This is a genomic window from Streptomyces sp. NPDC059917, from assembly GCF_042730635.1.
Classification (GTDB): domain Bacteria; phylum Actinomycetota; class Actinomycetes; order Streptomycetales; family Streptomycetaceae; genus Streptomyces.
Genome location: NZ_JBHWLC010000068.1, coordinates 22,700 through 43,173 on the forward strand (window position 1 = coordinate 22,700; position 20,474 = coordinate 43,173).

General features: G+C 73.1%; 19 protein-coding genes. 5 read left to right on the forward strand and 14 right to left on the reverse strand.

Annotation, left to right across the window (positions count from 1 at the left end; genetic code table 11):
* Positions 1–40: 40 nt before the first annotated feature.
* The gene (locus ACFWAR_RS30565; protein ID WP_385784024.1) at positions 41–1,612 is read left to right on the forward strand and encodes an IucA/IucC family protein; all 1,572 of its coding nucleotides are present in this window, start codon (positions 41–43) and stop codon (positions 1,610–1,612) included.
* An 18-nt stretch (positions 1,613–1,630) separates the two neighbouring features.
* Here ACFWAR_RS30565 and ACFWAR_RS30570 read toward each other — a convergent pair whose 3' ends face one another.
* Positions 1,631–2,461, reverse strand: a complete 831-nt coding sequence (locus ACFWAR_RS30570; RefSeq protein ID WP_385784026.1) for a GntR family transcriptional regulator — start codon at positions 2,459–2,461, stop codon at positions 1,631–1,633.
* Positions 2,462–2,647: 186 nt separating this feature from the next.
* On the opposite strand from ACFWAR_RS30570, the gene ACFWAR_RS30575 reads away from it, so the two are divergent.
* Together ACFWAR_RS30575 and ACFWAR_RS30580 are read left to right on the forward strand one after the other, a co-directional pair.
* On the forward strand, positions 2,648–4,207 hold the full coding sequence (locus ACFWAR_RS30575; protein WP_385784029.1) for a beta-N-acetylhexosaminidase: 1,560 nt from the start codon (positions 2,648–2,650) through the stop codon (positions 4,205–4,207).
* Positions 4,208–4,275: 68 nt separating this feature from the next.
* On the forward strand, positions 4,276–5,724 hold the full coding sequence (locus ACFWAR_RS30580) for a cellulose binding domain-containing protein (protein ID WP_385784032.1): 1,449 nt from the start codon (positions 4,276–4,278) through the stop codon (positions 5,722–5,724).
* A gap of 50 nt (positions 5,725–5,774) precedes the next feature.
* Here ACFWAR_RS30580 and ACFWAR_RS30585 read toward each other — a convergent pair whose 3' ends face one another.
* From ACFWAR_RS30585 to ACFWAR_RS30645, 13 genes are all read right to left on the reverse strand, one after another.
* Positions 5,775–6,407 (reverse strand): GNAT family N-acetyltransferase, encoded by a 633-nt coding sequence (locus tag ACFWAR_RS30585; protein WP_385784035.1) that lies wholly within the window; start codon positions 6,405–6,407, stop codon positions 5,775–5,777.
* A 179-nt stretch (positions 6,408–6,586) separates the two neighbouring features.
* Positions 6,587–7,183: an HAAS signaling domain-containing protein gene (locus ACFWAR_RS30590; protein ID WP_385784038.1), complete on the reverse strand. Its 597-nt coding sequence runs from the start codon at positions 7,181–7,183 to the stop codon at positions 6,587–6,589.
* Positions 7,180–7,548, reverse strand: a complete 369-nt coding sequence (locus ACFWAR_RS30595; protein WP_385784041.1) for a PadR family transcriptional regulator — start codon at positions 7,546–7,548, stop codon at positions 7,180–7,182. The genes ACFWAR_RS30590 and ACFWAR_RS30595 overlap by 4 nt, the downstream gene beginning before the upstream one ends.
* A gap of 85 nt (positions 7,549–7,633) precedes the next feature.
* Positions 7,634–8,968, reverse strand: coding sequence for an ammonium transporter (locus ACFWAR_RS30600; protein ID WP_385784044.1), 1,335 nt, complete (start codon positions 8,966–8,968; stop codon positions 7,634–7,636).
* Positions 8,965–10,365 (reverse strand): ammonium transporter, encoded by a 1,401-nt coding sequence (locus ACFWAR_RS30605; RefSeq protein WP_385784046.1) that lies wholly within the window; start codon positions 10,363–10,365, stop codon positions 8,965–8,967. The genes ACFWAR_RS30600 and ACFWAR_RS30605 overlap by 4 nt, the downstream gene beginning before the upstream one ends.
* A 61-nt stretch (positions 10,366–10,426) precedes the next feature.
* A complete protein-coding gene (locus tag ACFWAR_RS30610) occupies positions 10,427–11,344 on the reverse strand; it encodes an urease accessory protein UreD (RefSeq protein WP_385784074.1) in 918 nt (305 codons plus the stop codon).
* A gap of 107 nt (positions 11,345–11,451) precedes the next feature.
* Complete coding sequence (ureG, locus tag ACFWAR_RS30615; RefSeq protein ID WP_385784049.1) at positions 11,452–12,075, reverse strand: urease accessory protein UreG; 624 nt, start codon at positions 12,073–12,075, stop codon at positions 11,452–11,454.
* Between the two features lie 33 nt (positions 12,076–12,108).
* On the reverse strand, positions 12,109–12,846 hold the full coding sequence (locus tag ACFWAR_RS30620; protein WP_385784051.1) for an urease accessory protein UreF: 738 nt from the start codon (positions 12,844–12,846) through the stop codon (positions 12,109–12,111).
* Positions 12,843–14,567 carry an urease subunit alpha gene (gene ureC / locus ACFWAR_RS30625; protein ID WP_385784054.1) on the reverse strand — a complete coding sequence of 575 codons (1,725 nt, stop codon included), beginning with the start codon at positions 14,565–14,567 and terminating at the stop codon, positions 12,843–12,845. Before ureC ends, ACFWAR_RS30620 begins: the two co-directional genes overlap by 4 nt.
* Complete coding sequence (locus tag ACFWAR_RS30630) at positions 14,567–15,073, reverse strand: urease subunit beta (protein WP_385784057.1); 507 nt, start codon at positions 15,071–15,073, stop codon at positions 14,567–14,569. The genes ureC and ACFWAR_RS30630 overlap by 1 nt, the downstream gene beginning before the upstream one ends.
* A 14-nt stretch (positions 15,074–15,087) precedes the next feature.
* Entirely contained in the window at positions 15,088–15,939 is an 852-nt protein-coding gene (locus ACFWAR_RS30635) for a sirohydrochlorin chelatase (protein WP_385784060.1), read from the reverse strand.
* A 2-nt stretch (positions 15,940–15,941) separates the two neighbouring features.
* The gene (locus tag ACFWAR_RS30640) at positions 15,942–16,247 is read right to left on the reverse strand and encodes an urease subunit gamma (RefSeq protein WP_385784063.1); all 306 of its coding nucleotides are present in this window, start codon (positions 16,245–16,247) and stop codon (positions 15,942–15,944) included.
* A 70-nt stretch (positions 16,248–16,317) separates the two neighbouring features.
* Positions 16,318–17,283 (reverse strand): urea transporter, encoded by a 966-nt coding sequence (locus tag ACFWAR_RS30645; protein WP_385784065.1) that lies wholly within the window; start codon positions 17,281–17,283, stop codon positions 16,318–16,320.
* A gap of 310 nt (positions 17,284–17,593) precedes the next feature.
* Between ACFWAR_RS30645 and ACFWAR_RS30650 the strand changes: the two genes are divergently transcribed.
* Positions 17,594–19,129 carry a von Willebrand factor type A domain-containing protein gene (locus ACFWAR_RS30650; RefSeq protein ID WP_385784068.1) on the forward strand — a complete coding sequence of 512 codons (1,536 nt, stop codon included), beginning with the start codon at positions 17,594–17,596 and terminating at the stop codon, positions 19,127–19,129.
* Positions 19,130–19,259: 130 nt separating this feature from the next.
* Positions 19,260–20,417 carry an ABC transporter substrate-binding protein gene (locus ACFWAR_RS30655; protein ID WP_385784071.1) on the forward strand — a complete coding sequence of 386 codons (1,158 nt, stop codon included), beginning with the start codon at positions 19,260–19,262 and terminating at the stop codon, positions 20,415–20,417.
* The last annotated feature ends 57 nt before the right edge of the window (positions 20,418–20,474 follow it).

The window sequence follows — 20,474 nt, forward strand, 5'->3', positions numbered from 1 at the left end:
TGAAGATCACTGCCGGCCCTAGAGGGAAGTCCGTGGACCCGTGGAACCCAACGCCGCCGTGACGTCCGCCGTCACCGCCGCCGCCGACGAGTACGCCGCGGCGCCGCTCCTGAACTGCCTCCTGCGGGAGGCGGCCGAACCCGAAGGGGACGCCGCCGGGGGCGTCCACCGGCTGCTCGGCAGCGGGCGGCTCCTGCGGGTCCGGGCCGGGCGCCGCCCCGGCCGCCCCGAGCTGCGGGGCGCCGACGGCTGGTACCCGCTGAGCCACACCGACCTGATCAAGCTCACCTCCGACGAGCTGCGCCGCTACACCGGCGCGGCCAACGACGAGCTGCCCGCCGAGATCGCCGACAGCCGCGCCGCGATCGGCGCGATCCTCGCGGCCCGCGCCTCGGCCACGGCGCCGGACGACCCCTACGTCCGCTCCGAACAGGCGCTGCTGATGGGCCACCCGTACCACCCCGCGCCCAAGGCCCGCGGCGGCGCACCGGCGCGGTCCTGGCTGCCCTACGCCCCCGAGGCGCACGGCCGCTTCCCGCTGGCCTTCCTCGCACTGCGCGCGGACCAGGTGCACGAGGAGGGCGGCGCGCCCGCCGCGCGACTCTTCGAGGAACTCGCCGACGCCGCGGGCGCGCCGCCGGTGCCGCCCGGCCACGTCCTGCTGCCCGCCCACCCCTGGCAGCTGGAACTGACCTGCGCGAGCCCCGGGTTGCGCGCGGCCCTCGCCGACGGGCGGCTGCTGCGGCTCCCCGGCGGCACCCGGCCCGGCTGGCCCACGGCCTCCGTGCGGACCGTGTACCTGCCGGGTCCGCGCGGCGACCTCTTCGCGAAGTTCAGCCTGGACGTCCGGATCACCAACGACGTGCGGCGGCTGTGGCGGCACGACCTGCTGATGCTGCGCCGCACCGACGCGGCCGTCGGCGCCGCCTTCGCGGCGGTGCGCGCCCGGACGGGGACCACGGCGGCCTGGACGGCGGACCTGGGCTACCGCACCGCGACCTTCGCCTTCGAGGAGCTGGCCGTGCTGGTCCGCGAGGGGCTGCGCGCGCACCTGCTGCCGGGCGCCACCGCGCTGTTGGCCGCCGCGCTCGCCGAGGGCTCCGAGCCCGGGCCGCTGGAGCGGACCGCCGATCCGGCCGCCTGGTGGCGCGCGTACCTGCGCCAGGTGGTGCCCCCGGCGCTCGAACTCTTCGCGCGCCACGGAGTCGTGTTGGAGGCCCACCTCCAGAACACCCTGATCGCGGTCGACGGATCCGGGACGCCCGTACAGGCGCTCTTCCGGGACGCGGAGGGCGTCAAACTGCTCCCGGAGACCGGCCGCGAGGAGGGCTGGCAGCGGCTCGTCTACTGCCTGGTCGTCAACCACCTCACCGAGATCGCCGGTGCGCTCGCCGAGCACCACCCGGCCGTCGCGGCGGGACTGTGGCCGGCCGCGCGGGAGGAGTTCCGCCGCTACGACGCGGAGCACGGGCTGCCCGAGGTCCGGGAGCTGCTGAGCGCCCCGACCCTGCCGGGCAAGACCAACCTGCTGCTGCGGTGGACCCGCGCCGACGGCGCCGCCGCCCGCTACCTGCCGCTGCCGAATCCGCTGCGCGCGCCGGACGGTTCCTGAACGGGGGCCACCGGGGGCTCAGTTCAGGGTGTGGACGTCCCCGGTGGTGGTCGAGGTGATGATCTCGCGCCGCCCCAGGTCGCCGGGCGGGATGCCCGGATGGTGGCCCGTGCTCCGGGCGGCGGCGGCGCCCAGCGCGAGGCGGGAGACGATGCGGTAGCGGTCGCCGCGGTACACGGAGTGCACGTACTCGACCGGGCGGTCGGTCGAGTCCGTGGTGAGGCGCTCGATCAGCAGGGCGGGGGAGTGCAGGGGCACCTCCAGCAGCGCGGCCTCGGCCTCGTTGACCACGGTGGGCTCGATCGACTGCCGGGCCTCGTGCACGAACAGCCCGTGCCGCTCGCGCAGGTGCTCGTACAGGTCGCCGGCCTCCAGCTCGGCCGGGGTCAGCGAGGGCACCAGGTCCGCGGGGATGTGCAGGTGCTCGATCGCCATCGGGGCGCCGTCCACCAGGCGCAGTCGTGCCACGTAGAGCAGCCCCGCGCCGGGGGAGATGCGCAGCCGACGCCCGATCCGGGCGTCCGCCGGGATCACCGCGTGCTCCAGCACCCGGCTCGACCAGTGGCCCGCCGCCCGCCGCACCGCGAAGGAGGCCTCGTCGGGGGCCAGTTCCTGGGTGATCTTGGCGGGCGCGACGAACATGCCGCGGCCGTGCTCGCGGACCAGGGCGCCCGTGGCCACCAACTCGTCGACGGCCGCGCGCAGGGTGGGCCGCGACACTCCCAGCGCGGTGCACAGGGTGCGCTCGGAGGGGATGGCGTCACCCGGTCGTCTGGTGTCGATCATGCCGAGCAGGTACTCGCGGACCCGCTCCCGCTTCAACACCGGTCCCGCGCCGCTCGCCGTCACGCCCCGCTCCTCCCTGTGTGCCCGTGGTGTTCAACTGGTCAAGTGCATCTAACCACTTCGACGCCGGATCGTCAGCAAATTCCTTGATGTCGCGCAGGGTTGACGTCATGACCCGCTCATGTCACCTTCGTGCCACGCAGCTATCCAGTTGACCAATTGGTAAGGCATTGGAGGAACCACCGCGCCATGTCCGCCCGCCGCGCCGCCCTCCCGCAGCTCGTCCCCCGCCCCCGCACCCTCACCACCCACCCCGGCCGCTTCCCCCTCGGACCCGACACCGCACTGCGCGCCGGCCCCGGCGCCGGGGCCGCCGCCGCCCTGCTGCGCGAGCTGCTCTCCCCGGTCACCGGCGGCCCCCTGCGCCCGGCGCCGCCCGGCCCTGCGGGCGGGCGGATCGTACTGCTCCTGGAAAGCGATCCCGCCGACTCCGCCGACCCCGCCGACCTCGGGGCCGAGGGCTACGCCCTGACCATCGGCCCGGACTCCGTCCTGCTGCGCGCCGCCCGGCACGAGGGGCTGCTGCACGGGATCCAGACCCTGCGCCAACTGCTCCCGCCCGCCGCCCTCGACGCGGGGGCGGGGCCGCGGCCCGGGCTCTCCCTGCCCTGCCTGAGGATCACCGACGGTCCGCGGTTCGCGTGGCGCGGGGCCATGCTGGACGTGGCCCGCCACTTCCAACCGGCCTCGTACGTACGCCGGTTCGTGGACCTGCTCGCCCTGCACAAACTCAACGTCCTGCACCTGCACCTCACCGACGACCAGGGCTGGCGGATCCCCGTCCCCGGCTACCCCCGGCTCACCGGGACCGGGGCCCGCCGCCGCGAGAGCGAGGGCGACCGCACCCCCCACGAGGGCGCGTACACCCGGGCCGAACTCACCGGGCTCGTCGACTACGCGGCCCGCCGCGGGGTGACGATCGTCCCCGAGATCGAGATGCCCGGCCACACCCGCGCCGCCCTCGCCGCCTACCCCCACCTGGGCAACCGCCCCGACGTCACCCTGGAGCCGTGGACCCGCTGGGGGGTCTGCGAGAACATCCTCGGCGTCCACGACGAGGTGCTCGACTTCTGCCGCGCCGTCCTCGACGAGGTCATGGACGTCTTCCCCGGGCCCTACGTGCACATCGGGGGCGACGAGTGCCCCGCCACCGAATGGCACGCCTCGGCGGCGGCCCGGGAACGCGCCGCCCGCGAAGGACTGAGCGGCCCGGAAGCGCTCCACGGGTGGTTCATGCGGACCGTCGCCGACCACGTCGTCGCGCGCGGCCGCCGCCCCCTGGGCTGGACCGGCAACGGCGCCGAACTCCCCGGCGCGTTCACGGTCGCCGCCTGGCTCGACCCGGACCACGGGCGGACCGCCGCCCTGCGCGGCCACGACGTGATCATGACGCCCCACCGCTCCACCTACCTGGACTACCCGCAGTCCGCCGACCCCGCCGAACCGCGCGGGCAGGACGGCGGCGTGGTCGACCTGCGCGGGGTGTACGACAACGAACCCGCCCCGCCCCACTGGGAACCGGAAGCCACCCGCCGGATCCTCGGCACCCAGGCCCAGCTGTGGACCGAGTACGCGAGCACCCCCGCGCAGCTGGAATACCTGGCCTTCCCCCGGCTCTGCGCCCTGGCCGACACCGCCTGGTCCACCCACCGCGACTGGCCCGACTTCCGGCGCCGACTGGACCACCACCACGACCGGCTCGCCGCGCTCGGCGTGCGCGCCCGGCCCCCGCACCGCGACGGCGCCTGACCCCGCGCCCGTTCGCCCGTACCTCCGCACCGCTCCACCCCTGCTCCCCCCACCCGAGAGGACCCCCGATGCGCCCCGCCACGCGTACCCGCGCCGCGATCGCCCTCGCCCTGGCCGTCACCGCCGGGCTCGGCAGCGCCGCCCTCACCGCCCCGGTCGCGAACGCCGCGACCGACTCCGTCAAGGTGCAGTACCGCACCAGCGCGAACGGGGCCACCGCCGACCAGGCGGAGCCCTGGTTCAAGGTGGTCAACAACGGCTCGACGACCGTCGCCCTGAGCGGGGTGACCTTCCGCTACTACTTCAAGGCGGACGGCCCCGGGCTCCCGTACCGCTTCGCCTGCTCCTGGGCGGTCAAGGGCTGCGCCAACGTCACCGCCTCCTTCGGCACCCTGGAACACCCCACCGCCACCGCCGACCGCTACCTGGAGATCGGCTTCACCGCGGGCGCCGGATCCCTCGCCCCCGGCGCCGACACCGGGGACATGCAGCTGCGCTTCTACCGGGCCGACTGGCAGACCCTGAACCAGGCCGACGACTACTCCTTCGGCGCGGGGCAGGGCGCCTACGGCGACTGGGGCAAGGTCACGGCGCGCCTCGGCGGCGCCACCGTCTGGGGAACCGCCCCCGCCGGCAACGGCGGCGACCCGACCCCCACGCCGACCGGTCCCACCCCCACCCCCACGCCGACCGACCCGCCGCCCACCGGGGCGACCCTCTTCGACGACTTCTCCTACACCGCGTACGGCGACCCGGCCATCGCCGCCCACGGGTGGAACGTCCGCTCCAACTCCGGTGGGCCGGGTGTCCCCGGCGCCGCCTGGTCCCCCGAGAACGTCACCTTCGCCGCGGCCGGCGGCGGGAACACCGTCATGAACCTGGAGACCTCCACCGCGGGTTCGGCGCAGAGCACCAAGCAGACCGAAGTGCTGACGAAGGCGACGAAGTTCAAGAACGGCACCTACGCGGCCCGGGTCAAATTCTCCGACGCCCCGAAGTACGGCCCGGACGGCGACCACCTCGTGCAGACCTTCTTCACCATCAACGACCTCAAGGCCCCGATGGCCGACGACTACGCCGAGTACGACTTCGAGTACCTGCCCAACGGGGGCTGGGGCGAGCCCGGGAACATCCTGTACACGACGTCATGGGAGACCTACCGCCCCGACCCGTGGGAGGCGGTCAACCAGCACACCGAGGCCCGTACCAGCTACGCGGGCTGGCACGACCTCGTCGTCACCATCGACGACCGCGCCATCACCTACTACATCGACGGTCAGGTCTTCGGCACCCACGACGCCCGCTACCTGCCCGAACGGCCCATGTCGATCAACTTCAACCAGTGGCTGATCGACCTGAACGGCCAGAGCGGCACCGCCGCGCGCGCGTACGACCAGCAGGTCGACTACGTCCTGCACGTCAAGGACCAGGTGCTCACCCCGGCCCAGGTCACGGCCAAGGTGAACGCCTACCGCGCGGCGGGCACGTCCTTCGAGGACACCGTCCCGGCGGGCTGAGCGTCACCGGGCGGCCCCTCCCGCGGCGGGAGGGGCTCACCCGCGCCCGGTCACCGGGCGACGGGCCGGTAGGCGAATCCGTCGAGCGGCGCGAGGACCTTCCAGTCGAGCGCCTCGTACAGCGCCCGGCCCTGGTCGGTCGCGCCCAGGACACCGGTGCGGGCCCCCTCGTCGAGGGCCGCTTCGGTGAGCGTTCCCATCACCACCGTCCCGAGGCCGCGGCGCTGGTGGGCCGGTTCGGTGACGATCTGGTCGAAGGCGCGGGCGGACCCGGCCCGACCGGTCCGGCCGGAGGCGGCGACCCGACCGTCGGCGTCCAGGACGCGTACGCAGGTCATGTCGCCCGCGGCCTCGACGGTGACGCGGTACCCGTCCGGCACGTGCACGCGCGCCGGACGCAGGTCGACGGCCATGAGGAAGCAGGACTCCACGGGCTCCCACCCGGAGGAGAACCACGGCCGCATCTCGGCCCCCGGCAGGAACGCCTTGACGCAGGTGGTGGGTTCGGTGACGGAGGCGATCAACTCGCGCGCGGCGCCGGGGTCGGCGTCGAGCAGGACGTGGCGGACCATCTGGTCCGGGCGCCCGATGTCGATCCGCAGCCCCCAGGGCACCTCCACCGGCTCCGGCATCAGCCGGGCCGCGGCCCACCCTTCGACCCACGCCCGTGCCGTCCCCAACATCCAGCCACCCCCGCCATCGCGCCCGCCGACATGAGGAGGGGGGAGCCCCGGCCGGATCGCCCCGACGGACACGCCCCCCTCGCCACCGCACTGTACGTGAAGGCCCACCGCCCGCCCGGAGTTGGCCGCGCGGTCGGACACCTCGACCGGGGCGCCGTTCGCCGCGGAGTGGCCCGGACCTAGGCCGAGCGCAGCCGGGCCGCCGAGCGGGCCAGGCGCACGACGGCGACCACGGGCAGGATCCAGGACAGCGCGAGGGCCGCGATCACGGCGGTCGGGCCCAGTCCGCTGGTCGCCACCATGAGCACGCCCGCGATCACGGGCGCCGTGATCACCGGGGAGAGCAGCAGGAGGGTCGCCGACCGCTGCTCGCGGCGCGCCCACTGGGTCGACTTCCACAGCGTGACCAGCCCGACGACCAGGGAGATCGGGGCCAGGACCCAGCCGGCGATCGGCACGAGCGCGAGAGGGAACGCCAGGACGAGCAGGGCCAGCGTGACGGCCGTGCGCGCCGCGCCCTGCGCCTCGGGGAGCCGGGGGCCGCCGCCCTCCTCCGCCAGTGCGGCCTCGGCGATGGCCTGGGGCGACCCGAGCCGGTCCAGCATCGCGCGCACCGTCGTCTCGTCCGCGGGGTGTCGCTCCGCGAGGGTCACCTCGATGTGCTCGGCGAGGTCCGCGAGCAGTTCCCGGCGACGCTCCTCGGGCAGGGTGCGGGTCCGCTCGTCCACCGCGGAGAGGAAGGCGCGGACCAGGGGGTGCGGCAGGGTGTCGTTCACGTCGGGTCTCCAGGAGAGAGGAAGTGGTCCACGGCGGTGCGGAAGGAGGGCCAGTGGGCGGCGAACTCCTCCAGCGCGCTGTGGCCCGCGTCGGTCAGCGTGTAGTACCTGCGCGGCGGTCCGCTGTCGGAATCGCGCAGGTGGGTGTCGGCGAGTCCGGTCCGGCGCAGGCGCGACAGCAGGGGGTACATCGTTCCCTGGCTGGTCGCCATCACCTCGACCCGGGCCAGCTCCTCCAACAGTTCCACCCCGTAGCGCGGGCCGTCGCGCAGCAGCGCGAGGACGCAGTACTCCAGTACGCCCTTGCGCAGCTGACTGGCCACGTGGCCGTCGGCTCCGGGTTGGCTTGCATTGCCAGGTACCATGCAAAGCAAGATAGCACGGGAAGGGCCGTCCCCCACCGGCCCCGATGAGGGGACCGTAGAGCGGGGAACGGCCCTGATCCGCGGGTCAGTTGTCCTGGCGGCCGGTCATCAGCACCTCCCGCAGTCGCGCGACGAGCGCGGAGGCGCTCTCCGGCTCCTCCCGCAGCGGCGCGGCGGTGTCGTCCGCGGACAGCTGCTTGAGGTGGTCGGAGAGCACCTCCGCGTACGCCTGCTCGTGCTCGATCATCCCGCCGGGCTGGCGCAGGCCGATGGTGGCCCCGATCGCCTTGCCGATGAGCGCGGTCATGACGAAGGCGTACAGGCCGAGGACGACCACGGCCGTCAGCTGCTTGCCGAGCAGGTCCCAGGAACCGCCGTAGAACAGGCCCTTCTTGCCGGTGAGCGCACCGGTCGCGGTCAAACCGGCCATGACCATGCCGACGATCCCGCCCCAGCCGTGGATGCCGACCACGTCGAGGGTGTCGTCCACCCCCAGCCGGTACTTCCAGCTGATCGCGAGCGCACAGGTCAGTCCCGCGACGAAGCCGGTGACGGTGGCCCACACCGGGGCGATCCCGCCGGCCAGCGGGGTCGTGGCGACCAGGCCGGTCACCGCGCCCATGCACATGTCGAGCAGGCCGACCTGCCGGGTCCGCCACCAGCTGGTGACGGCCCATCCGGCCATCGCGGCCCCCGCCGCGAGCTGGCTGTTCAAGAACGCCATCGCGGCGCCCCCCGGAGTGCCGAGGGAGGAACCGGTGTTGAAGCCGAACCAGCCGAACCACATCAGCGACAGGCCGATGACGACGAGCGGCAGGTTGTGCGGGCGGATGCCCTGGCGGTCGAAGTCGGCGCGCTTGCCGGCGACGATCGCGAGCGCGAGGCCCGCGGCTCCGGAGCCGATCTCGACGACCGTGCCGCCGGCGAAGTCGACGGCTCCCAGCTGTTCGGCGACCCAGCCCCGCGGGTCGAACACCCAGTGGGCCATCGGGATGTAGACCAGCAGGGTCCAGGCGCAGACGAAGGCGATCCAGCCGTTCATCGTGGCCCGGCCCGCGATGGAGCCGCTGATCAGGGCCACCGTGACGATGGCGAAGGACATGTGGAAGACCGCGAAGGTCACGGTCGGCACGTCACCGGTGAGCGAGTCGATGCCGACGCCGCGCAGGAAGGCGTGGTCGAGGGTGCCGATCACCCCGAGGCCGCCCGCGTCCGGCCCGAAGGCCAGCGAGTAGCCGACGGCGAACCAGAGCACCGTGACGATCACCACGCAGAAGAAGCACATCTTGAGCATGGCGATGATCTGGCCGGTGCGGACCATCCCGCCGTAGAAGAAGGCCAGTCCGGGCGCCATCAGCAGGACCAGGGCCGTGGCCATCATCAGCCACGACGCGTTGCCCGAATCCCCGGTCGTCGTCACTTGTCCCGCTCCCGTCGTTCCAGGACCGAGAGGACCTCGGCCAGCAGTGCGGCGTCCTGCGCGGCCGGGTCGGTCCCGGCGGCGGAGGCGGCTCCGCCGGCCCCGGCCCCCGCGCGGGCGGGGGTGCGACCGCTCTCCCCGCCCTGCTCGCCCATCCGGTCGCGGATCTGCTCCAGCGTCTCGGAGTCGTAGGCGACCTCCTCCTCGCGCCCGGGCACGTTCTCGTACTCCTCGGAGGTGCGGAAGCCCACGGTCTTGTCGATGGCCTGGGCGATGAGCCAGGTCATCGCGAAGGCGAAGGAGCCGACGGCCAGGATGCCGACGGCCTGGCGCCACAGCTGGTCCGCCCCGCCCCCGTAGAAGAGGCCCTTCTTGCCGCTCATCGCGGCCGTCGCGAAGAGGCCGACGGAGAGCACGCCGACGATGCCTCCCCAGCCGTGCACGCCCACCACGTCCAGGGTGTCGTCCACGCCGATCTTGTACTTCATGTTGATGGCGAAGCAGCAGACCACGCCCGCGACGAAGCCGATGATCAGGGCGCCGACCGGGGAGACCTCACCGCAGGCCGGGGTGATCGAGACCATGCCCGCGACGGCCGCCGAGGCCACGCCCAGCATCTCCACGTGCCCGAGCCGCCACTTCTCGATGATCGGCCAGCCGATCATCGCGCCGGCGGCCGCGAGCTGCGTGTTGAAGAAGGTGGTCGGAGCGCTGCCCTCGACCTGGAGCGCCGATCCGGCGTTGAAGCCGAACCAGCCGAACCACAGGAGCGCCAGCCCGATCACCACGAGCGGCAGGTTGTGCGGCCGGATCGGGTCGCGCTCGAAGTCCCGGCGCCCCCGCAGCACGATCGCCACCGCCAGCCCGGACGCGCCCGAGCTGAGCTCCACCGGCAGGCCGCCCGCGTAGTCGAGGGCGCCCAGGGACTTCACGATCCACCCGTCGGGCGCGAAGACCCAGTGGGCGGTGGGCACGTACACCATCAGGGTCCAGGCGACGACGAAGACGAGCCAGCCCTTCATGGTGGCCCGGCCCGCGATCGAACCGCTGATCAGCGCCACCGTGATGATCGCGAACGACATCTGGAAGCAGGCGAAGATCACGGTCGGGATCGAGCCGTGCAGGGTGGTCATCCCGACGCCGCGGAAGAAGGCGTGCTCCAGACCGCCGATCAGGCCGCCGCCGGCGTCCTTGCCGAAGGCGAGCGAGTAGCCGATCGCGAGCCAGAGGACGGTGACCAACGACAGGCAGGCGAAGCTCATCTTGAGCATCACCAGCACGTGTTTGGTCTTCACCATCCCCCCGTAGAAGAAGGCGAGGCCGGGGGTCATCAGCAGCACCATCGCGGTGCTCGCCATCATCCAGGCGGTGTTACCCGTGTCGTAGCCAGTGGGCATGGGGGTGCGGATCCTTCGGGTCGGCGGCTGCCGCGCCCCGCGGGACGGGGCGCGCGGCCGGTCAGGTCTTGCGCAGGTCGGGCGCCGGCACGCCGATGAGTCGCAGGCGCACCGCGTTCCAGGCGCGGGCCAGGGCCCGCGAGACCTCCTGGCTCCGGTCGCCCAGCACCCGCACCCAGGCACCGCTCTCCTGCGGCAGCACGCTGACGCCGTACGCCAGAGCGCTGTCCGCCAGCGCCGCGTGCAAGAGGTCGGCCACCTCGCGGGCGGGAGCCAGCGGGGTCAGCACGAAGAAACCGGCCAGCACCGCGTACCCGCCCAGCACGGCCGGTCCGCCCACCCCGCCGCCGCCCGGCTCCAGCCGTACGGCGTCCAGCGCGACCAGGTCCCCGTCGGGCCGCCGCACCTCCAGGTCGGAGGCGAAGACGGCGTACGCGTGCCGCTCCCCGCGCGCGAGCCGCCCCGCCAGCACGCTCTCGGAGACCAGCACGGTGGCCGAGGGGTCCGCGGTGATCACGGTGCGCTGGTAGAAGCGCGAGTCGACGTACGGGATCACCGGATCGGGCAGGTACTCGACGTACGCGTCGGCCCCGACGTCCAGGTGGGTCTGCGCGACGGCGTAGTCGTACTCCATCCGGTAGACCTTCGTCGCGGCCTGGGTGGTGACGTGCGCCGCCGTACCGGGGCCGAAGGAGAGGTCCTGGCGCAGCCGGTCCGCCTGGACGACGCCGCCGCCGGTGGACAGCAGGAAGGTCACCGGCAGGTCCGGGCGGTGCGGGTCGAAGTACAGCGGGCGCATGATCTGGAGCGGGGACTTCTGGTAGTGCCGCACCAGCTCGGTGCGGCCGCCGCGCCGCTCGAAGCCCAGCTCCAACAGGCCCACCTTGCCGGGGCGGCCGACCCCGAGGGTGTCGGGGACGGCCGAGTGGCGGCGCACCTCCGGGGGGACGCGCGGCGGCTCGTAGTGCTCCGGCTCCAGCCGCCCGCGGGGCCGGGCGGGCGCCGCGCGGCGGACCTCGGGCGCGGGGCCGGGCCCCGCACCCGGGGTCGGCCCCGGCACGACGGTCGGCGGGTCGGCCACGACGCTCACGCGGGCACCCGGCGGAAGGACTCGACGAAGGTCGCGATCTCCTCCAGGCCGTGTCCGGTCAGGCAGTTGGTCAGCACCACCGGCCGCCCCTCGCGGACGTGGTGGGCGTCGCGCTCCATCACGCCGAGGTCGGCGCGCACGTACTGGGCGATGTCGATCTTGTTGATGACCAGCAGATCGGACTCGGTGATGCCCGGCCCCCGCTTGCGCGGCATCTTCTCGCCCTCGGCGGTGTCCAGGACGAACAGGAACAGGTCCACCAGCACCGGGCTGAAGGTCAGGGTGAGGTTGTCCCCGCCCGACTCGTACAGGAGCGTGTCCACATCGGGGAAGCGCTCCAGCATCTCGGCGCCCGCGGCCAGGTTCATGGTCGGGTCGTCGCGCACCGCCGTGTGCGGGCAGGCCCCGGTCTCCACCCCGACCACCCGCTCGGGGTCCAGCACCCCGGCCAGGGTGCGGCGCACGTGCTGGGCGTCCTCCTGGGTGTAGATGTCGTTGGTGATCACGGCGGGCCGGTGGCCGCGCTCGATGAGCACCGGCACCAGCGCCTCGATCAGCGCGGTCTTGCCGGAGCCGACGGGGCCGCCGATGCCGACCCGCAGGACGTGGTCGTCTCTCATGTGTCGCTCTCGATCTTTCGCAGGGGGGACGGATCAGGTGGCGAACAGGCGGGCCTCGGCCCGCTCGTGCCGGGCCGACATCACATCGGCCAGGGGCACGCACCCGCCGAGGTCGGCGAGCTCGCGCCGCAGGGCCGCCCGCGCCACCTCTTCGATGACGGGGGCGGTCTCGCGGAGCACGACCTGGGCCCGGCGGTGGTCCGTGAGCCGCAGCCGCAGCGCGGCCCCGGTGAAGCTCGCCGAGAAGGCGAACAGGTCGCTGACGACGGCCGCCCGCACCGGGACGCCCGCCGCCGCGTACGCGACCCCGGCGGCCACCGCCTGCGTGCCGGGCGCCCGCTTCGCGCCGACCAACTCGGCGTAGCGCTCCAGGGCCTCGCCGCCGACGCACTCGCGGGCGACGTCCAGCAACTGGCGCCCGGTACGGGTGGCCGCGCGCCGCAGCCCCTCGCCCAGCTTGGCCGCGCACAGCCTGCGGTCGATCTCGCCGATCCCCGCCCAGTCACCGGCCGACGCGGCCCGGTGGGCCAGCGCCAGCGCGGTGGCGTCGGCGGGTCCCACCGAGTGCCGCAGGAGGTCGGCCAGCAGCTCCGGCACGCCCTGCGGGGTCACGGCCTTGGCCTGGGCGTAGCCCTCCAGGCCGTGCGAGAGCGTGTAGAAGCCGCTGGGGAAGGCGGAGTCGGTCAGCTGGAGGCTGACCAGGAGGGCCGCGGCGGAGATGCCCTCGTCGTCGGCCGCGGGGTCGGCGCTCGCGCCGGACGGCCCGCTCATGCCAGGAAGAACAGGTGGTTCAGCGGCAGTTCGCGGGCCGGCTCGATGGTGGCCGGGACCCCGTCCAGGCTGACCTTGTAGGTCTCCGGGTCGACGGTGATCTCGGGCAGCGCGTCGTTGTGGAGCATGTGCTGCTTGCCGACGGTCCGGCAGTGCCGCACCGGCAGCACCCGGCTGTCCAGCCCCAGCCGCTCCGGCACGCCGAGCGCGATCGCGGCCTGCGACATGAAGGAGACCCGGGTGCTCTGCTTCGCCTTGCCGTACGCCCCGAACATCGGCCGGTAGTAGACCGGTTGCGGGGTCGGCAGCGAGGCGTTCGGGTCTCCCATCAGCGCCCAGTTGATCAGCCCGCCCTTGATGACCATCTTGGGCTTCGCCGCGAAGGAGTGGATCGGCCACAGCACGATGTCGGCGAGCTTGCCGGTCTCCAGCGAGCCGATGTGCTCGGCGGTGCCGGTGGCCAGGGCCGGGTTGATGGTCATCTTGGCCAGGTAGCGCAGCACCCGGAAGTTGTCGTTGCGCTCGGTGTCCCCGGCCAGCTTGCCGCGCTGGTCCTTGCAGTGGTGCGCGGTCTGGAAGGCCCGCGTCCAGGACTCGCCGATCCGGCCCATGGCCTGGGAGTCGGAGGAGAAGATCGAGATGACGCCCTCGTCGTGCAGGACGGTCTCGGCCGCGATCGTCTCGGCCCGCACGCGGGAGTCGGCGAAGGAGACGTCCTCGGGGATGTCGTGGGAGAGGTGGTGGCAGACCATCACCATGTCCAGCAGCTCGTCCACGGAGTTGACCGTGTAGGGCAGCGTCGGGTTGGTGGAGGACGGCAGGACGTTGGGCTCGCCCGCGATCCGCATGATGTCCGGCGCGTGGCCGCCGCCCGCGCCCTCGGTGTGGAAGGTGTGGATGGTGCGGCCGTCGATGGCGGAGCGGGTGTCCTCGAAGAAGCCGGACTCGTTGAGGGTGTCGGTGTGCACGGCGACCTGGACGTCGTAGTCGTCGGCGACGTCGAGGGCCTTGCTGAGCGCGGCCGGGGTGGTGCCCCAGTCCTCGTGCACCTTCAGCCCGCAGACGCCCGCCTCGACCTGCTCGACCAGTGCCTCCGGGAGCGAGCCGTTGCCCTTGCCCAGCAGACCGACGTTGACCGGCAGGTCCTCGACCGCCTGGTACATCCGGCCGATGTTCCAGGGGCCGGGGGTGCAGGTGGTGCCGTTGGTGCCGTCGGAGGGACCGGTGCCGCCGCCGATGAGGGTGGTGATGCCGTTGGAGAGGCCGTGCTCGGCCTGCTGCGGGGCGATGAAGTGGATGTGGGTGTCGATCCCGCCCGCCGTGGCGATCAGGTGCTCGCCCGAGATCACCTCGGTGCCGGGGCCGATGACCAGCTTCGGGTGCACCCCGGACTGGGTGTGCGGGTTGCCCGCCTTGCCCAGGCCCGCGATCATCCCGTCCTTGACGCCCAGGTCCCCCTTGACCACGCCGAGGACCGCGTCCAGCACCACCACGTTGGTGATCACGAGGTCGAGGGCGCCCTGGAGGTTGGTGGCCTGCGGGTCCTGGGCCATGCCGTCGCGGATGCCCTTGCCGCCGCCGTAGACGGCCTCGTCGCCGTAGTGCCCCTCGTTGTGGTCCTTCTCGACCTCGACGACCAGATTGGTGTCGGCCAGGTGGAAGCGGTCGCCGACGGTCGGCCCGAACAGGTCGGTGTACTGCTTGCGGCTCAGGACGGCCATCAGTTCTCGCCCTTCTTGTGGCTCTTGTTCTTCTTCTTGTGGCCGCCGTCGTGACCGGCCTCGGCGTCGGCCGCGTCGGCCGTGTCGGCTCCCGCTCCGTCCCCGTCGTGCGCGGGGCGCTCCGGCTCCTCGATCCGGGCGCCCAGGAAGCCGAGTTCGACCGCCCGGCGCAGCGCGCGGTTGCGGGTGTCGGTGGACCCGAGGCCCCCGTCGACCAGCGAGCTGAAGCCGATGAGGCGGCCGTGCCCGGCGAAGGCCGTCAGCTCCACCTCGCGGGTGTCGCCCGGCTCAAAGCGCACCGCGGTGCCCGCGGGCAGGTCCAGGTGCATGCCGTAGGCGGCGTTGCGGTCGAAGTCCAGGGCCCGGTTCGCCTCGAAGAAGTGGTAGTGCGAACCGACTTGGATCGCGCGGTCACCGGTGTTGGACACGGAGACCGTGGCCTTGCGGCGGCCTGCGTTGATCTCCACGGTGCCTTCGCCGTAGAGGTAGGTGGCGCCACCGGACATGGTGGTACTTCCCTTCAGTGGTGGTGGTGTGCGGGGCCGTGCGCGTGGTCGTGGGCGCCGTCCGGGCCGTGCGCGTGCGCGTAGCCGTGGCCGTGCTCCGCGTCCAGCCCGGCGCCGGTGCCGTCGTCCCCGTGGGCCAGGCCGTGCAGGGCGTGCGCGACCCGGGCCCGCAGGACCTCCTCGATCGCGGCCGCGCCGAGCAGCGGCCCGGTGTCGACGACGTCCGCGTCCCGCGCGGCCGCCCCGTCGTCCGGCGGGGCGAACGCCGCACGGACGAGCGCGACGTGCCGGGCGCCGAGGCGGCGGCACCGCTCCGCGCCCTCGGCGAGGTCCGGGTCGCCCCCGTCGAAGGCGACCTCGACCCAGCGGTGCGCGCCGTACTGCCGCACCAGCCGGGCCACCCGGAAGAGGTCGGCGTCCTCGAAGGGGCCCGCGGTCGGCGCGGTGACCAGCACCGCCGAGGTCCGCGGCGCCGAGCGCACCGCCCGCAGCGCGGCCGTGCGCAGCCAGGCGGTCAGGTGGTCGGCGGTGGCGAAGGGCGGCGCCAGCACCAGTCGACCCGCCCCGCCTGCTCCGCCCGCCCCGCCCGGCCCCTCGGCGCGAGCCAGCCAGCGCAGCGCACGGGCGCAGTCGGCGATCAGCTTCCGGTCGCGGCCCAAGGTCATGGGGACCACGCACACCGGCCCGCTCGAAGCGGCGAGCGCCGCGGCGACCGCCTCGGTCAGCGGCCGCCCGGCCGGTACCGCGCCGAGGGCGGCGCCGCCCTCGTGCCCCGCCCCCAGGACCACCGCCGCGGGCGGGCCGCCGGTGGGCGCGGGCCGGACCCCTTCGATCGGCCCGGTCCGCTCGGCCGCGGCCGCGCTCACGCTCAGGCCCCGACGGGGTCGTGGCAGGAGACCAGCTTGGTGCCGTCGACGAAGGCGGCCTCGACCTGGAGCAGGGGCAGCATCTCGCGCACCCCGGCCATCACGTCGTCCGCGCCGACGACCTGCTTGCCGAGCTCCATGCACTCCGCGACGGTCCTGCCGTCCCGGGCGCCCTCCAGGATGCCCTCGCTGATGAGCGCGCAGGCCTCGCTGTAGTTGAGCTTGACGCCCCGGTCGCGCCGCTTGCGGGCGAGGTCGGCGACGACGTAGATCCAGAGCTTGTCCATCTCACGGGGAGCGAGATTCATCGGTCACTCACTTTCGGGCGGGGAGGGTTCCGGTGGCGGCCGCGCTCGGGTGCCGCGACGCCGGGGGCGTTCAGGTGCGGCGCAGCCGGGGGATCGCCGGTACCGCGGCGACGAACACGAGGGCGGTCAGCACGAACGGCCAGGTGAAGGTGTGACCGCCGAAGGGCGCGAAGAAGGAGGTCATGGCGGCCGTCAGACCGGTCGCGGCGGCGGCGCCGAGCACGGCGTAGCCGAAGCTCCAGCTCCCGGCCACGAGGAAGACCCCGCACAGGGCCATGGCCACGAGCACGCTGTTGTAGCCCATCAGACCCTCGGAGATGCCCTGGGCGGGCGAGCCCATGCTCCAGGCGACGAAGACGGCGACCGCGCTGCCGACGCAGGCCATCGCCCCGGCGAGGCGGCTCGCCACCGTGATCCCGGCGAGGAAGATCAGCCCCACGTACCACTGCGGCATGAAGAAGATCTGGCCGACATTGGCGAAGAAGCCGTGCCAGAGCTGCTCCCAGCCCAACGAGGTGGTGTCCGCCACGGACTTGGGCAGTGCGGCGAGGCCGGGGCCGGTGTGCCAGACGCGGGAGAAGCTGGGCGCCGCGACCGTCATGACGCTGGCCATGATGCAGAAGGGCATCGTGAAGGTGGGGATGTTCCAGGTGCCCAGAATGGTCGCGAGGGCCGAGGTGACGACGACGACCGTGACGCAGCCGCCGATGGCCAGCAGCACGGTCGAAAGGTGATCGGCGCCGAGGAAAACGGCGAAGGAAAGGGCGACGAGGGTGCCGTTGAATCCGCGCAGGCCGACTGAGACGAGGCCGCGGTCGATACCGAAGGCATAAGCGGTGGCCGTGCCCACCACGCTGCCGAGCAGGCCGTAGAGCGCGAATTCCCATCCGGCCGCTGCCAGGGCGGCGAGGAAGAAAATGCCCGTGATCGCATTGGGCATGAAATCGACCTGGGCGACGCCCCGTAATACTTCCTGAACAAAGCTCGCGGGTTGAGCGGGAGCTGGTGGTGGGGGCTCGGTAAGCGAACCGTTCATGCGTCGACCCTAACCGTCGGGCGCGCCATTCCCTCGGATCCGGCCGGGTGTTGCCGTGGATATTCGCGGCGGCCCGGAGCGCACCGGCGGGAATGCCGAGGGTGTCGCACATAGGGATTTCGTTAAATCGGCGCCTCGGAGGTTGTCCGCCGTGAGGCGTTCGTGCCCGTATCGAGCCCAGACCTTGATGTTCCGCCTGCCGTTGTCGCTTCGAGACGCATTCGCAACGACTCCGACTCGTCCGAAAGCCCTGCCGGGGCGTCACATTCACCAGTAGCGCACCGGAGAACGGCCAACGGAGGGGTACGGCATGAGACTTCGCGCGAGGAGTTGTACGAGGGCGGTCGCCGCGCTCGCGGCGGGCGGCCTGCTGCTGACCGGGTGCAGTGCGGCCGAGCCCGTGAAGAGCCAGGAGAGGGGCAGCTCCGGATCCCGCAACGTCGCCCCCGACGCCGGGGGCGCGACGGCCGACCGGGCGGCGGGGGAGGGGGAGAGCAACGGGGCCGAGCGGACCGCGCCGCCGGCCGACTACCTCTCGACCTTCGCCCTGGACGTCGACACCGCGAGCTACGGCTTCGCCCGTCGCACGATCGGGTCGGGCCGGTTGCCCGATCCGAAGACCGTGCGGCCCGAGGAGTTCGTCAACAGCTTCCGCCAGGACTACCGGAGCCCGGCGGGCAACGGCTTCTCCGTCACCGCCGACGGCGCCCGGACCTCCGCCGACGGGTGGTCGCTGATGCGGGTCGGGCTCACCACCGCGGCCCCCGCCCCGGACTCCGTCCGCAAGCCGGCCGCGCTCACCTTCGTCGTCGACATCTCCGGGTCCATGGCCGAGCCGGGGCGCCTGGACCTGGTCCGCACCTCCATGGAGCTGATGACCGACCGGCTGCGCGACGACGACTCGATCGCGCTGGTGACCTTCAGCGACAAGGCGAAGACCCGGATCCCGATGACCCGGCTCGGCGGTCAGCGCACCCGCGTCCGCGAGGCCATCTCCGCGCTGCGGCCCGACAGTTCCACCAACGTCGAGGCCGGGGTGACCCGCGGCTACGACGAGGCGGTCAAGGGCCTGCGGGCGGAGGCCACCAACCGGGTCGTGGTCCTCTCGGACGGCCTCGCCAACTCCGGGGACACCTCGGCCGACGGGATCCTGGAGCGGGTCGCGAAGGCCCGCAAGGACAACGGCATCACCCTCTTCGGCGTCGGGGTCGGCAGCGACTACGGCGACCAGTTGATGGAGACCCTCGCCGACCGGGGCGACGGGCACACCACCTACGTCTCCGACCCCGAGCAGGCGCGGAAGGTCTTCTGCGACGACCTGCCCGCCCAGATAGACCTGCGGGCCCGCGACGCCAAGGCCCAGGTGGCCTTCGACCCGCGGACCGTGGAGTCGTTCCGGCTGATCGGCTACGAGAACCGGCGCGTCGCCGACCAGGACTTCCGCAACGACGCGGTGGACGGCGGCGAGGTCGGCCCGGGGCACAGCGTCACCGCCCTGTACGCCGTCCGCACGCGCCCCGGGGCCGCCGGTCACGTGGCGACGGCCACCGTCCGCTGGCTCGACCCCACCACCCGGGCCCCGCACGAGGAATCGGCCGCCGTCGAGGTGGCCGGGCTGACGGCCCGGACCTGGACCGAGGCCGACGCCCGCTTCCAGGTCACCGCCGTGGCCGCGTACTTCGCCTCCGCCCTGCGCGAGCGCGGGGGCGGCTGGGAGCCCGTACCCGGCGCGCTCCCGCTCGACGGGCTCGCCGACCGGGCCTCGGGGGTGGCGGACATGACCCGGGACACGGACGTGCGCGCGCTCGCCGACACCGTCCGGCAGGCGGCGCGGCTCATGGGGTGACGCAGGGCATCGGCGAGTGGTGGCCGGAAACGACCACCACTCGCTGTCCGGATGCCGCGTGCCATTCACCGGGGCGACATCCGGGACTCCGGTAATGGGCTCAGTTGTCCATACAACTTGGAGCCTCCACGTGATCACCGCCCACACCCGGACCGTCGCCCTCGCCGCCGGTCTCGTCCTCTCCACCCTGGCCCTGTCCGCCTGCGGCGCCGCCCCCGACAAGGCGGTCACCACCGCCGGGAACGGCAAGAACCTGGCCACCGCGGCCTCCGTCGCCGACCTCGGAGGCATGGACGCCCTGGTCGCCGCGGCGAAGAAGGAAGGCACCCTCAACGCCATCGCCATCCCGCGCGACTGGGCGAACTACGGCGCCCTGATCGACGGCTTCACCAAGAAGTACGGGATCCAGGTCAAGGTGGAGAACCCGGACGGTTCCAGCCAGGACGAGATCAACGCGGTGAAGTCCCGCAAGGGCCAGGACCGCGCCCCCGACGTCCTCGACCTCGGCGCCGCCTTCGCCCAGTCCGCGGCCGCCGAGAACCTCCTCGCCCCCTACAAGGTGGCCGCCTTCGACAAGATCCCCGAGGCCCAGAAGGACCCGCAGGGGCGCTGGGCCAACGACTACGGCGGCTACGTCTCCATCGGCTGCGACGCCAAGCGGGTCGCGGTCTGCCCGCAGACCTTCGCCGATCTCCTGAAGCCCGAGTACAAGGGCCAGGTCGCCCTCAACGGCAACCCCACCAAGTCCGGCTCCGCCTACGCGGGCGTCTTCGCCGCCTCGCTCGCCGCCGGCGGCTCCTTCGACGACATCCAGCCCGGCCTCGACTTCTTCGGCAAGCTCAAGAAGAACGGGAACTACAACCCCGTCGAGTCCACCCCCGCCACCGTCGAGAAGGGCGAGACGCCCATCAGCATCGACTGGGACTACCTGAACGCCGGCTACGCCGAGCAGTTCAAGCCCAAGGGCATCGACTGGAAGGTCGCCGTCCCCGCCGACGGCCAGTTCGCCCAGTACTACTCCCAGGCCATCAACAAGGACGCCCCCCACCCGGCGGCCGCCCGCCTGTGGCAGGAGTACCTCTACAGCGCCGAGGGCCAGAACCTGTGGCTGAAGGGCCACGCCCGTCCCGTGCTGATGCCCGTGATGGAGGCCGACGGCACCCTCGACAAGGCCGCCGCCGCCGCGCTGCCCCCGGTCACCGGCACCCCGAAGTTCCCGAGCCAGGAGCAGACCGCCAAGGCCAAGGAAACCCTGGCCGGCGGCTGGGCCAAGGCGATCGCCGGCTGACGCGCAGATGACCCCCCACGCATCGACCGCCGCCGAGCCGGGCACCGCGCCCGGCAC

Excerpts from the sequence above, each read along its gene's own strand:
- ACFWAR_RS30645 (WP_385784065.1), bottom strand. The coding sequence starts at position 17,283 with ATGAACGGTTCGCTTACCGAGCCCCCACCACCAGCTCCCGCTCAACCC.
- ACFWAR_RS30605 (WP_385784046.1), bottom strand. The coding sequence starts at position 10,365 with ATGCCCACTGGCTACGACACGGGTAACACCGCCTGGATGATGGCGAGC.
- ACFWAR_RS30585 (WP_385784035.1), bottom strand. The coding sequence starts at position 6,407 with ATGTTGGGGACGGCACGGGCGTGGGTCGAAGGGTGGGCCGCGGCCCGG.
- ureG (WP_385784049.1), bottom strand. The coding sequence starts at position 12,075 with ATGAGAGACGACCACGTCCTGCGGGTCGGCATCGGCGGCCCCGTCGGC.
- ACFWAR_RS30640 (WP_385784063.1), bottom strand. The coding sequence starts at position 16,247 with ATGAATCTCGCTCCCCGTGAGATGGACAAGCTCTGGATCTACGTCGTC.
- ACFWAR_RS30575 (WP_385784029.1), top strand. The coding sequence starts at position 2,648 with ATGTCCGCCCGCCGCGCCGCCCTCCCGCAGCTCGTCCCCCGCCCCCGC.
- ACFWAR_RS30650 (WP_385784068.1), top strand. The coding sequence starts at position 17,594 with ATGAGACTTCGCGCGAGGAGTTGTACGAGGGCGGTCGCCGCGCTCGCG.
- ACFWAR_RS30580 (WP_385784032.1), top strand. The coding sequence starts at position 4,276 with ATGCGCCCCGCCACGCGTACCCGCGCCGCGATCGCCCTCGCCCTGGCC.
- ureC (WP_385784054.1), bottom strand. The coding sequence starts at position 14,567 with ATGGCCGTCCTGAGCCGCAAGCAGTACACCGACCTGTTCGGGCCGACC.
- ACFWAR_RS30630 (WP_385784057.1), bottom strand. The coding sequence starts at position 15,073 with ATGTCCGGTGGCGCCACCTACCTCTACGGCGAAGGCACCGTGGAGATC.
- ACFWAR_RS30595 (WP_385784041.1), bottom strand. The coding sequence starts at position 7,548 with ATGGTACCTGGCAATGCAAGCCAACCCGGAGCCGACGGCCACGTGGCC.
- ACFWAR_RS30620 (WP_385784051.1), bottom strand. The coding sequence starts at position 12,846 with ATGAGCGGGCCGTCCGGCGCGAGCGCCGACCCCGCGGCCGACGACGAG.